Raw genomic sequence first — 12,225 nt, forward strand, 5'->3', positions numbered from 1 at the left:
ACGAACCCACCACCCGAACGGAGACACTGTGGCCGACGAGATGTTCGTCCTGCTCGGCTGGGCATGGAACATCGACACCGCCACCCGCCTAGCCACCCGGCACCGCGCCCGCCGCGCCGACATCCGGCCGCTGGCCTGGGCCCGCGCCGTGATCGGCATCGACCCGGACCACGCCGCCACGGTCGACCTGGCCCGCCCGCTGCTGACCGTCACGATCCCGGGCACCTGCACGCCCCTGGTGATCGACGGGTGGCACCGCGTCCACCGCGCCCTGACCACCGGAATCCACCAACTCCCGGTCATCCACCTTGACGCAGATGACGAACGTGCCTGCCGCGTCCGGGGCGGCGAACCATGACCGGGCCACTCCACCGCCCGAGGAACGAGGTAGCCGCCGTCCTGAGCCACGCCGACCAATCGCCCAAAGGCTGAGCCCAGCTCATTGTCGGGGAAGCTAACGCCTGCGACCACGACACCGCCCGCTCCGGGCGCACTCACTACCTGCAATGAAAGGGACAAGTTCGTGAATCACCATCGACCAACTGCCGCCCAGCCGGAGGCGATCGACTCCTGCCTGATCTTTGAGCTCTGCGACCTCATCACCGCCACCGCTCGACTCGATGAGAAACCCCGCAATCCCCACCAGGCCACACAACAACTGATTACGGTCGCCTACCGTGTCGCCGCCGCTGCCGAACCGATCCTGGACCGCGAGGCCGCGCTCATCACCGCACTGCGCGATGCCGCCGCCGCACGCCCGAACATTCCCCGTTCCTGCCCCGACTGCCAGAAGCTGGACGGCGGCTGCTGCGGACGACACGCCACGAGCACCACCTTCGCCGAGACCTACCACGACCTCGGCCGCGCGCTCTGCGGCCCCAGCTACACCGCGCTGGACCCCGCCCCGGCTCACCCTGCGACGCTCCCGGCCGACACCCGGCACGCAGCCTCGACCGGCCCGGCACAGGGCGCCTGACGTCCCGGTGGTTCGTATCGTTGACGAGGCCCGCGACCCTCCTGAGGCCCGCAGGAGCTTCGACGGGGCACTTCTTAACCGCATCTCGCACCCTTTGGTCGTGCTCGACTCCGACGCTCAAACGGAGTTGGACTATCGCCCCACCCGGCTGTGCGTGCCGTGCTTGTCGGCGAGATAGCGCTGGGAGAGGGGGCGGCCCGGCCCGTTGAGACTGGCGCGATACTCGTTCAGCACGGCCTGCTCCGGTGTCTGCGCCACTTCGGTGCACGTTGGCTCTGACCGGCGCGCTGCGGTGCGCCCGCCCATCACGGACGGTGACGACAAGGGCGCGTTGCGGGTCAGGGCCATCAGCAGCTCGAACGAGCCGACCAGGGCCAGGGCGGGCCAGGCACTGACTAGAGAGCCGATGGGGCCGTGAGCGGCGCCGTGCGCCAGGTTGGCGCCGATGGTGGCGCAGATGCCCGCCGCCAAGCTCCACCGGGCCAGCGCCGGTAAGGGGCGGTGGTGGCGGTGGGCGTGCAGGATGACCATGGACGCGGCCCAGATCAGGCCGTCCACGGTGAAGGGGACCAGCCGCGCCGTCGCGCCGGTTTCGCCGTGGGTGCGGACCAGGGCGAGCGCGTGCGAGTAGGAGATGAGCGCGGCGACGGCGGCGACTGTGACCACCGCCAGCGCGGTGGTCGCCTTGATGAGACGATCGGTCATCGCGCAGCCCCTTGAGGGATTCTTTCCGCGCGCTGGTGCGCGGTGGGGCGGGTGAAGCCGAGCAGGGCGCGGCGGCGGTAGGACTGGACTTGCACGACGGTTCCCGAATGCGGCGCGGCGATCATTTTCCCGTTGCCGATGACCAGGCCGACGTGTCCGGGATTGCGGGTGGAGGTGCCGGGCCCGTTGTTGAAGAAGACCAGGTCGCCTGGTTGTTCGTGGCCGTTGGGAAGACGTGGACCGTGTCGCCACTGGTCGCCGGACACGCGCGGGATACTGATCGCGGCGGCGCGGTAGGCAGCGTAAGTGAGCCCGGAGCAGTCGAAGGCCTGCGGGCCTGCGGCGCCCCATTTGTAGGGTTTGCCGAGCTGGGCGCGGGCGAACGCGATCACCGTTGGGGCGGCCTTGCCTGGAGGCGTCATTGACGAGAATGCGTCGGCGCATCCCGCGCTCTGGGCGCCGAGCTTGGCCGGTCCGTGGTGGGCGTAGGTGCGGGCCTGCCGCAGGACCTTCTCCACATAGCTCCGTGAGTGGTTGTACTGGTACAGCGCGGTGCGGGTGCGTTCGGGTGCGCCGTTGTGTTTGAGGTAGCGGGCGGCGGCGGGGATGGCGTCGGCCGGGTCGTAGATATCGGTGCGGCCGTCGTGGTTGCCGTCGACGCCGAACGCGGCCCAGGTGCCGGGCATGAACTGCATTGGCCCGGCTGCTCCGGCGAGGTTCCGTCCCGCGGAGATCCCTGGACCAGGGCCGCGGCCGTGGTCGGATTCGACCTTTCCGACGGCGGCTAGCAGGTGCCAGCCGATTCCGTTCTCTCGACCGGCCCGATGGTAGAGGGCTAGGTAAGAGGCCGGGATCTTGGCGGAAGACCGCCCTGGGGTGGGCTGGCATGCGGCTTCTGTGCCGGAGCCGGGGAGGATCGCGCCGAGTGTGGCGGCGATGACCGCGACCAAGCCGAGCATTCCCACTGCGGCTCCGATCATCAGCGGCATCAGGCGCGCTCTGATTCGTGCCGCTGAGTGGTGTGCCAGAGTGCGGCGAGGTCGGCAAGCCGGTGCCGTGGGCCGGTGGCCCCGGCGGGTTGCCAGACTCGTCCGGCAGGGCTGTCCGGTGTGGTGGCGTGGATATGGACGGCTGTGGCGACCGGGACTTCCGGGGCGCCGAGCAGATCCCGCAGGTTGGTCTCGCGCTTGGCGCTGGGCAGCCAGAAGAGGACGGGTGTGGTGGTGCCGGTGGCTTCGGCGAGGTCGGCGTAGCCGCCGAGTTTGCGGGCGACGCGGGCGAGGGTTTCGGTGCCGGTGTCGTGTTCGAGGAAGAAGTCCAGGGTGCGCGATCTGCCGTCGGGGCCGGGTTGGGTCCAGCGTCCGAATGCGTCCGGGCGGGCCAGGTCGCCCCACAGGGCGGTGCAACGGCGTTCCGGCCACCATCGCTCCAGGACGGTCCCGTCGTTCTGGCGACGGGCGTGGGCGTGGAGTTGGACGAAGAAGTCGTTGACGCCGACCTGGTGGCCCAGCCGCGGGGATACCGAGATCGCGGTGGCGGTGTCGGCCCGGTATCCGAAGGCGCTGGGGGTTTGGCCGTGTTCGATGGCCAGGACGTGCGCGCCGGTGGGGCCTAGTACCCAATGCCAGGGTTTGGAGCCGACCGGTGTCCAGGGCCGGAACCGTAGCAGGGCGTGTAGGCGGTGCAGGTGGTTGAGGCGTTGGCGGGCGCGTTCGGGGCTGGGAAACAGCAGCGCTGCGAGTTGCGCGGTGGTGAGCACGCGGTGTTCCCAGACCAAGGCGAGCAGGTCCCGGTCCCGGGCGGTGAGGCGGTAGGCCAGCTCGGCGATGTGCTCGGGTGTCATTCGCGGCGGGCGGACCAGTGTTCCGCGCAGCCGGTTGGTGGTCTTTGTCGGTGCTGTCACGGCGAGTCCTTCCTCGGCGGCGAGTGTTCGGCGGAGTCCGCAGGGTCGTCTGGAGCCGGCCCCAAACTCGGGGCGGCAGGTCCGTCGAGGTCGGCGGAGGCGGCGGCCCGGGCGGCGGGTGGCGGTTCGCCGTCCAGGTCTCGGAGCCCGACGGCGGGGATGGAACGTTTGCCGCGCCCGGTGACGAACTGTTCGCGGGAGGCTCGGCGGACGGCGGTGGCGCGGCCGGTGATCTTCTCGGGCAGGGGCCGGGTGCGGAAGGTGAAGGGCGGAGTGGGGGTGTTGCCGTCCATGAGGCGGGCGGCGGCTTGGTAGGCGCCCAGGTGGGACAGGTCGTGCGGGCCGAGGAGGGGTGCGGTGTGGCGGGCGAGGTCGGTGGCGTCTTCGGGTGAGGCGGCGAAGTAGATCTTGTTGCGGGCGTCGGCGGAGACCGCGTCGCGGAGATCTTTGGGGAGTTGGGACAGGTGCTGGTGGGCCAGGGTGAGGCTGAAGCGGTAGGCGCGGGCTTCGGCGAGGATGTCGGAGATGGAGCCGGGCAGGTTGAGGAAGTTGTGGGCTTCGTCGATGTAGGCGGCCGCGTCGCGGCGGTCATCTTCGGCTTGGGTGGCGCGTGGGGTGATGGCCTGCCAGGTGTGAGCGAGGAGCAGCGAACCGAGCAGCCGGACGGCGTCTTCGCCGAGCACGCCTTTGGGGAGGCGGGCCAGGATGAGGCCGCCGGTGCCGAGCATGCCGCCTAGGTCGATGGTGGAGGCGCCGCCGGAGAGGGTGTCGCGGACGAAGGGCCGCAGCAGGACGGCGCGGAGTTTGTTCATCACCGGGCCGGTCACCGAGGCGCGTCCGGCGGGGGTGAGTTCGTCGTAGGACGCCCAGAACCCTCGGAGGAGTTCGTCGGTGAGCCTGCTGGTGACCCGAGCGCGGTAGGGGGTGTCGACCAGTAGGCGGGGGATGTCGGCCAGGGTGGCGCGGGTGCCGTTGACGCGGGTGAGGGTGAGACAGGCGGAACGGAGCAGGTCGTCTAGGCGTGGCCCCCAGGAGGAGGAGAAGCAGCGGCGGAAGGTGGTGACGATCGACTCGGCCGCGAACGTCGGGTCCGCTCCGGCCAGCACGTTGAGGCAGGGTGGGCGGCCGCGGTCGGCCGGGTCGAACAGCACGGTCCGGTCGATGGCGCGGTCGGGGAGCCGGTCCAGGACGTCGGTGATCAGGTCGCCTTTGGGGTCGATGACCAGTGCGCCGCGTCCGGCAGCGGCGTCGGACAGGATGAGGTTGGCCAGGAAGGTGGATTTGCCGACGCCGGTCTGGCCGAGGACGTGCAGGTGCTGGCGGGCGCCGGCGACGGTCAGCCCGACCGGTCGCGGCGCCCCGGCCTCGGAGTCCCCGAGCACACGAACACCGGGCCCGGAGATCGGGACGGCGGGAGATGGCGCGACGGGGCGGGCTCCGGCACGGGTGACACCTGGCGCGGCCAGGTCGTAGGGCAAGTGTGCCAGCGCCGCCAACTCGCGCACCCACAGCAGGAAGCCGCGGTGCAGGCGGCGGTCGGCGAGCCGGACGGCAGGACGACGGAGGCGTTTGCGGCGGAGGTGTTGGTGGCCGGAGGTGAACAGCGCGAACGTGGACGCCACTTCGTGCGCGTGCGCGCGCAGCCACCCGGCCTCGGCTTGATCGGGGTGGCGGGTGGCGACGCCGTAGCGGATCGCGGCTTCGAACCGCGGCTGGGCGGCCTTGCCGAGGATCGCGCGGACCTGCTCGGCCCGCTCGGGGAACTGCCGCGCCAGGTCGGCCGGTTTCCGTGGGCTGGTCATGCCGGGGGTGAGCAGGTCGAACAGGGCGGCTTGGAGTGCGGTGGAGTGGGCTCCGCGCAGTGCGGCGGCGGCCCGGTGCGCGCGCCGCAGCCGCCGCCCGGTCGCTGGCCGGGCCAGTATCTGCACGGCCAGGTGCTCGCCGTCAGCGAGTCCGGACGCCGCGCCCAACAGCCCCCGGAGTGGATCGGAGTCGTGGGTGTGGGTGAGCGGGAAGTGCTCGGCACGGCCGAGGACCAGCCGTCCCCCAGCGGCCTGGGCGTCAATGGGGAGCGGTCCGGTGGCGGCGCGGGTGGTGAGGGTGGCGCCGGGCCAGGCCGACCGGATCGTCTTCTCCACCAGCCCCGGTGGGACCGTGCCGGGGACCCAGACCTGGAAACGGACACCGGTGTGGTCGGCCAAGTACTCGAAAGCCAGATGCGGCTGCCCGAACAGCAGGCGCTTCCACGCGGGCAGGGTGAGACCGATCAGGTGGGCCCACCAGGCGGCGGCGCTGCCGTCCTCGACCTTCGGCGGGACGGCGACCTCGATCAACCGGGCGCCGGGCACCAACCGGGCGTTGCGCCACCGCCACACCACACGCCGGGCTGCTGCCCACGCCGCCGCACCACCCAAGACGCCCGCCGCGACACCGGGCCCGTGGTCGGTGAGCACCTCAGCAAGGCGGTGCGGATGGTGCGATATTTCCGATAGGAGGTCGTACAGGCCGTCGGCGTCATCGAGTGTCGCCGGCCAGTCCTTCATCGCGGGTCGTCCTTCGTCGCGATAGCGGTCGCGTGATCGTCCAGGGCGGCGAGTTCGGCGGGATCCGTCGTGGTCAGCCGGTGCTCGTGCGGGCTGGCGATGCCGCTGAAGGCGGCCCGATCGGCTCCGGTCGCGGTCCCGCACAGCAGCCCCTGCCCGCGGTCGGCGGTGAGCAGGAACGCCTTCTCTCCGTCGGTGAGGTCGAACGCTGCTCCGATGCGGTCGATGGCCTGGGGTGCTTGGCGGAGCAGGATCTGGGTGGCGGAGTTGGCGATCACCGCCTGCCCCAGATCGGAGCCGAGCAGGTCGGCGGCATCCTGGGTGACCACCGCGAGCCCGGCCCAGTGCTTGCGGGCGGACTTGGCCAGCCGGTACAGGAACCGGGCGCCCTCGTCCTCGCGCATCAGCGTCCAAGCCTCATCGACCACCACCAGTCGCCGGCGCCGATCGGAAGGGTCGGTGACCTGCCGCCAAATCGCGTCCAAGGCGAGGAGCATCCCGACCGTGCGGGTCTCCTCGGGCAGGTCTCGCAGCGAGAACACGATCAGGTGCCCCTCGGGGCCGGTGGTGGTCGGCCCGGCGAACAGGCCTCGATAGGACCCGGTCACATACGGTGCCAGCCGCGCGGCCAGATCCGTCGCCTCCGCCGCACCGTCCTCGCCCATGCGCTCCAACGCGAAGGCCAGATCGGCCAGGACCGGTGCGCGGCGCTTCCAGCTGCGCGAGTCGGCGGTGATACCGCACACCTGGTAGGCGGCGATGATCGCCCGGTCCAGCACCGCCCGCGCCGCCGGGGTGAGCGGTTCGCCGAGCATCGCGCCGATCAGCGTCTGCACGAACAGCGCCCGCCGGATGAGCGTGTCCTCGCCCTGCCCAGGCGGAAGGTCGAAGGGGTTGAAACACACACCGGGCGCGCCGAGCGGAATGTGGGTGCCGCCGACCGCGCCGGCCAGGCGCCGGTACTCGTCCTCGGGATCGATGACGGCGACGTGGACGCCCTGGTAGAGCAGCCGCAGGATCTCGAGTTTGGTGAAGTAGGACTTGCCGGCGCCCGAGCGGGCGATGGTGACCGAGTTGTAGTTGTCCTGGGCGAACCGGTCCCACACCACCACGCCGGAGGAATAGGCGTTCAGCCCGTACAGCACCGGGGTATCGCCGAGCCGGGGTTGCAGGTCGGGGGAGGTGAACGGGAACGCCGCCGCCAGCGCCGTGGTGTCGAACACCCGCCGCGCTTTCACGCTGTCGTGCGCGAGGGGCAGAGTGGTGGTCCAGCCTTGCAAGGCGCGGAAGGTGGTGGGTTGGGCGTCCAGCAGCAACGAGGCCGCCAGTGCCCGCACCTGCTGCGCCTGTCCCTCCAACTCCTCCTGGTCCGTGGCGTGGACGGTCAGATACAGCCCGACGCGGAATAGCCGGCCGTGCCCGCGCGCCAGTGAGGCGGCGAGTTCGGCTGCGTCGTCGGCGGCTGCCTCGGCGGCGAAGTCGGCCAGCCGCCCATGCTGGGCATTGGTACGGGAGGACGATTCAAGTCGGGCGAGTTGCTTGCGGAGCCGCTGCGCCGCGATCAGCGGTGGCACCGGCTCAACGTGCAGGGACACGTCCAAACGTCCCGGATAGGTCAGCAGCGGCTCCAGCCATCCCGCGCCGACCTCCCGCGGATAGCCGGCCACCGCGAATGAGGCACACACACCGCCCGGCAACTCCACCGACCGCGGCCTCACTCGCAATGCGCCGGGCCCTACCATGCCCGAGATATCACCATCGATCGCAGCTGCAGGGACGGCTCCTTGCCTGAGGAGGTCCAGGTTGCGGAAACGGTCACCGAACCCGCGCATCATGCCCTGTCTTCCTGCTTGAACCTGATCAGCTCATCCGGGGCAGCGTTGTCCACAGGTCGGGATTCGCCTGGGGATAGCGACTCGGTCAGCACCGTCACGCACGCGTCCGCGTCCAGGATCTCGGCCGTTACGCCAAGCGTGGCCAGTGATTGCACGGCGTCGGCGGCGCGCCGCAACGCCACCTGGGCCCCGGCGTCCCGGCCGGTAGAGCCCCGTTTGCGCCTCGGCCACGACGGGGCGGCGGACGTGGCCGGGCAATCGGTGACCCCGCTGATCACAATGAGGACCTGCCGGACGAGCAGATCGTGCGCAGCACCGATCTCGGTCAGGAACGCCGCATGCTCAGCCGCCGCTTGCTCCAGCGCAGGATCCTGCAGACCCGGCGCGTGGGCGATGAGGTGGTCGGCCAGGCGGGACAGGTCGACCGGACGGGCTTGCACCAGCAGTTGCACCGGGGCGTCCAGGGAATTGAGCCACCGCCCGAACCCGGCGACCAGGCTCGCCTGCTCACCCGGAGTGCGCAGGCTGAACGCCACCGTGCCGGCCCGCACGATCACCGCGACTCCTCCTCCTGCGAGTTCCACGACTCCGTCCTGGCGGACGGTTCGTACCGGGAGCCGCAACGGCGCGGGCAGCGTTCCGCGCATCCGGCACCACGACGGCGGCGCCTGCACCCGCTCACCTGCCGACACCCGCGCCTTCGGATTGCGCATGAACGCCAAGGCTGCAGCTGCGTACCGGTCCAGGCCCATTCCGTCGCGGCGCGCGACCGCCAACACGAACCCGCCAGCCGCGACCGGAATGACCACGGCGACCAACACCGGGAACGGCGCCACCGCCTGAAAGGTGAGCCACACCCACAGCACCACCGCGGCGGTCCCGCCCAGAATGGCCAGTTGCCGGGCGGTGAGCCCGTAGAGGATCTTGTCGGGTTGATCGACATCGGCCGGAATCTTCACGCTCATTGGCCGCTCACCGTGATGGCTGCTCACTGGCCCCTCCGGCGCTTGGGCGGATCGGTCCACAGGGTCAGCTGCCGGTTCGGCACCGGCCGCCTGGGCATTCCGGGGAACATCAGCTGCCGCGACCGCACCCGAGGCCGCGCCGGAGCGGTGGCCGGCGGCGGCGCGGGCGGCTGGCGGACGCGGGTGACCGGGATCGGCAACCCCAGCTGTACCGGCCGGTTCCCCTGCGGTTTCGCGGGCGGGGCAGTAATCGGTAGAGCAAGTTGCATCGGTCGTGGATCTCCTTCCGGACCGGTGTCGGGATCGGCTGGCGTCTCCGGCGGTGGTGGCGCCGCCGGAGACGGCGGACCTGCGGGAAGAGCCAGCAGAGGCCGCGGCCCGGGGATTTGAGGTCGGCGCGGAGGCGCCGGCGGTGGTGAGGCAGGCGGTGGGATCGGTGAGTTCTGCGCAGTCATCGGTGCGGCCACGCGGCGACGGCCGCCCAGCAGAGCTCCCAGGCCCCGGTAAACGATCAGGCTGCGCAGCAGGCCACCGAGCATGCGCGGTTGCGCGGGACGCCAGACGGTCCGCGCCACCCAGGACGGGATCCGCAGCAGCACCCACAGCAGGCACCCCGCCACCAGCAGATCGGTGAAGTCGTTACTGGAGGGCAGCCCGAGGAGCTGGTCGCTGGTGTCGTCGGTTTCGGTGAACAGCAGCCGGTACGCGGTCGACAGCGCCAGTGCCTGGCACACCTGGATCGCCAGCAGCCCGCTCATCCCGCGCCACCACAGCCGCGCCAGCCCGTCGGTGAGCGGCAGCGCGTGGAACATCAATGCCACCGGTGCCGCCGCGATCAGCACCATCGTCAGCGCCAGCCGGATGGCGTAGGTGAACACCACGCCCAGCGCCAGCACCACCACGCCCAGCGCGATCAGTGCGCCGAACGGTGAACCCGGGATGAGGCTCGCGGCCACGAATCCCGCGACAATGTCGGCGACCACACTTGGATCAGTCGACTCCGCGCCCGCATGCAGGAACGCTCCGGCGAGGCCGTTGGCGAAACTGATGCTGTACCCGATCAGGATCAGGCTGAGGTTGGAGGCCAGGAACGCCCCGACGATCCGGACGGCCAGCTGGGCGGGGGTGAGTTCGGCGCCGGGCAGGTTGTGCCCGGCCATCAGCCATACCCCGCCCGCGGTGATCAGCAGCACCAAGCAGGTGTTGGCGATCGTCTGTGACACGCTCCACAAGTCACGCGCCCGCGTCATCTGCGGTGAGTCCATCTCCGGGGTGCCCAGCACGGACTGATGCAGGGTGTCGAAGATCGGTTTGGCGGCCGAGGACACCAGATCGGAGAACCAGCCGTTCACCGCACGTTTGGCCATGCAACTCACATCGGCGAAGCCGCACCCGTTATCTGCACCGTCCTGCCCTGGGCCACCGTCCGGCCCCGGCCCGCCCGTGCCTTGCTCGTCTGCGCCAGGGGCGTCCGGATTCGCCGGCGTCGGCGAGGAACCCGTCGACGGTGATGGCGACGGAGACGGTGGTGTCTGCGCAGGCGGAGCCGGAGGTGAGACTGGTGGTGTCTGGGCGGGCGTGCCAGGGGACGGACTCGGCGCGGGATCGGCCACAGCCCACATCGGTTGTGCTGAGATCCATAGCCACGCGCCGGCCAACACCATGATCAACACAACAGCTCTGGCTGCGCCTCCGGTCGCAACGGTCAAGGGTGACCCAAGCCCATTCGCGCGGGGCGGGCGGTGCCAACGGGATGGAGGTGTCACGAGGGCCCGCCAACGATGCTCTGCAGCAGCTTGACCAGCACCGGAGCCAGGACCGCCACCGCGTAGCCGATCGCGGCGTACCGCAGCGTCCTCTTGGCCGCCTCCACCTCACCTGGATCGCCCCCGGCCAGCATGAGGCGGGCACCGCCGATCGTGGCGAACAACGTCGCCAACCCCACCAGCAGCCCGACGATCACGTTCCGCAGGTTGCGGATCACCTCGTCCAGCGATCCCGCCGCGGCCAGCCCTGTGCCGGCCTCGGCGACCCCCGGCACCAGCAGCGAGGCAGTTGCGCAGCCGCCCGTCCACAGCACCGAGGCCGCCACCAGGCGGTGTCGGCCGGGGTGTGGCCGCCTGCGGTTCTGGTTAGCGGACGGTTTGGTGATGGGCTGGTCGGGTGCGGGTCGGGGTGGGCGATGAAGAGAAGAGCGTGAGTGGTTGCGGGTGTGCATGGCAGCGCGTCTCCAGGGCGTTGACGAGTCAGAGCTGCCAGGCGAAACCACCGGTGACGGCGCGTCCGGGGTGTGCGGGTGTCCTCCTTTAAGGAACACGAGGTGACGGTTGGATGCGGCGGGGACCGGGTTGTTACCGTCCGCCCGGCCGCACCGGCACCGGTGATCTCGACAGGCACCCGTGAAGCACCGCGCTTCGGCCCCGAATTCACCCGCCGACGGACGATGATGGCCAAAGCTTGACCCGCGCCACCGATCCCATCAACAACGGCGGAAGGCGTTCGGCTCCATCAGAGCGCCCGTTGCATATAGGGCGTGTGATCTGGGTTGCTAGAAGGTCACCAGGGTGCCAGCCAGTAGTCGTGACAAACCGGCCGGATGAGAGTGGACGGCGGGTGCGCCCCCCTCACACGCCCGGGAGCCTCGTAGTGACGACCTGGGCATCGACAAGGTTCGGTGCCACGTTTGTTACCGGGCAAGGTAGGCGCGTAGCGCGGAGATGCACGCGGCTCGACGGGTGGCGTCGCGGGGGTAGCGGCGATGGCATTCGTCGCGAATCCACGCGGGTGTTCGGCGTACCTTCTGCGGCCGAGTCGGTGGGAGGAGACGGCGCGGGGACTTGTGCTGCCCCTTCAGACTCCGGGAGTGCGGCGCCGAGGACTGTCGCTCTCTGGAGGCGTCGGTCTGTGCGGGATTGCTGTTTGCGGATGCCGATCGTCCTGCACTATGCCGGGGTTGGCCCCGCGTGTGGCCTTGCGGTGCGGGCCGCTCAGTGATGGGAGGCGGTGAGGAACGGGACCGGTTGGGCTGCTGGCCATTTCCGGTTCCGGCGCTTGTCGCCTGGATAGGGCGGGTTGGTGCCAGAGGCGATGCGTCGCCGAGGTGGAGCGCGGCTGCGGTCCCAGAGGATGCCAGTAGCGCGCTGAGCAAGGGCGTCACGAAGCGGAGACGGCGAGACCGACGGCGAGGTTGAACGCGCCACGGCTCATCCGGTTCGAGCGGCGCGTGCGCACTCGACCCTGAAGGCACATCGTTGATCACCACCCCTGGCTACCAAGAGTGACCGGAATGCGACAACCA

The 12,225-nt window shown here is 70.4% G+C and carries 10 protein-coding genes; 2 read left to right on the forward strand and 8 right to left on the reverse strand.

The genetic code is table 11. The annotated features are described in order from the left end of the window. Positions 1–28: 28 nt before the first annotated feature. The gene (locus tag ACH34S_RS35325; RefSeq protein ID WP_395957243.1) at positions 29–358 is read left to right on the forward strand and encodes a hypothetical protein; all 330 of its coding nucleotides are present in this window, start codon (positions 29–31) and stop codon (positions 356–358) included. A 165-nt stretch (positions 359–523) separates the two neighbouring features. Further along, positions 524–976, forward strand: a complete 453-nt coding sequence (locus tag ACH34S_RS35330) for a hypothetical protein (protein WP_395957244.1) — start codon at positions 524–526, stop codon at positions 974–976. Positions 977–1,108: 132 nt separating this feature from the next. Here the strand turns inward: ACH34S_RS35330 and ACH34S_RS35335 are convergent, their stop codons facing one another. The 8 genes from ACH34S_RS35335 to ACH34S_RS35370 all read right to left on the reverse strand — a co-directional run bounded on the left by ACH34S_RS35335 (position 1,109) and on the right by ACH34S_RS35370 (position 11,019). Then, a complete protein-coding gene (locus ACH34S_RS35335; RefSeq protein WP_395957245.1) occupies positions 1,109–1,681 on the reverse strand; it encodes a DUF2637 domain-containing protein in 573 nt (190 codons plus the stop codon). Further along, positions 1,678–2,670: an NlpC/P60 family protein gene (locus ACH34S_RS35340; RefSeq protein ID WP_395957246.1), complete on the reverse strand. Its 993-nt coding sequence runs from the start codon at positions 2,668–2,670 to the stop codon at positions 1,678–1,680. Before ACH34S_RS35340 ends, ACH34S_RS35335 begins: the two co-directional genes overlap by 4 nt. After that, positions 2,670–3,584, reverse strand: coding sequence for a replication-relaxation family protein (locus ACH34S_RS35345; protein WP_395957247.1), 915 nt, complete (start codon positions 3,582–3,584; stop codon positions 2,670–2,672). The genes ACH34S_RS35340 and ACH34S_RS35345 overlap by 1 nt, the downstream gene beginning before the upstream one ends. Further along, positions 3,581–6,127 (reverse strand): type IV secretion system DNA-binding domain-containing protein, encoded by a 2,547-nt coding sequence (locus ACH34S_RS35350; protein WP_395957248.1) that lies wholly within the window; start codon positions 6,125–6,127, stop codon positions 3,581–3,583. Before ACH34S_RS35350 ends, ACH34S_RS35345 begins: the two co-directional genes overlap by 4 nt. Then, positions 6,124–7,794 (reverse strand): VirB4 family type IV secretion system protein, encoded by a 1,671-nt coding sequence (locus ACH34S_RS35355; protein ID WP_395957249.1) that lies wholly within the window; start codon positions 7,792–7,794, stop codon positions 6,124–6,126. The genes ACH34S_RS35350 and ACH34S_RS35355 overlap by 4 nt, the downstream gene beginning before the upstream one ends. Before the next feature lie 164 nt (positions 7,795–7,958). After that, complete coding sequence (locus tag ACH34S_RS35360; RefSeq protein ID WP_395957250.1) at positions 7,959–8,927, reverse strand: PrgI family protein; 969 nt, start codon at positions 8,925–8,927, stop codon at positions 7,959–7,961. Between the two features lie 23 nt (positions 8,928–8,950). Continuing rightward, positions 8,951–10,294, reverse strand: coding sequence for a hypothetical protein (locus ACH34S_RS35365; RefSeq protein ID WP_395957251.1), 1,344 nt, complete (start codon positions 10,292–10,294; stop codon positions 8,951–8,953). 395 nt (positions 10,295–10,689) lie between these two features. Beyond that, the gene (locus ACH34S_RS35370) at positions 10,690–11,019 is read right to left on the reverse strand and encodes a pilin (RefSeq protein ID WP_395957252.1); all 330 of its coding nucleotides are present in this window, start codon (positions 11,017–11,019) and stop codon (positions 10,690–10,692) included. Positions 11,020–12,225 lie beyond the last annotated feature (1,206 nt).

Source organism: Actinomadura sp. 3N508, from assembly GCF_044326375.1.
Lineage (GTDB): Bacteria > Actinomycetota > Actinomycetes > Streptosporangiales > Streptosporangiaceae > Spirillospora.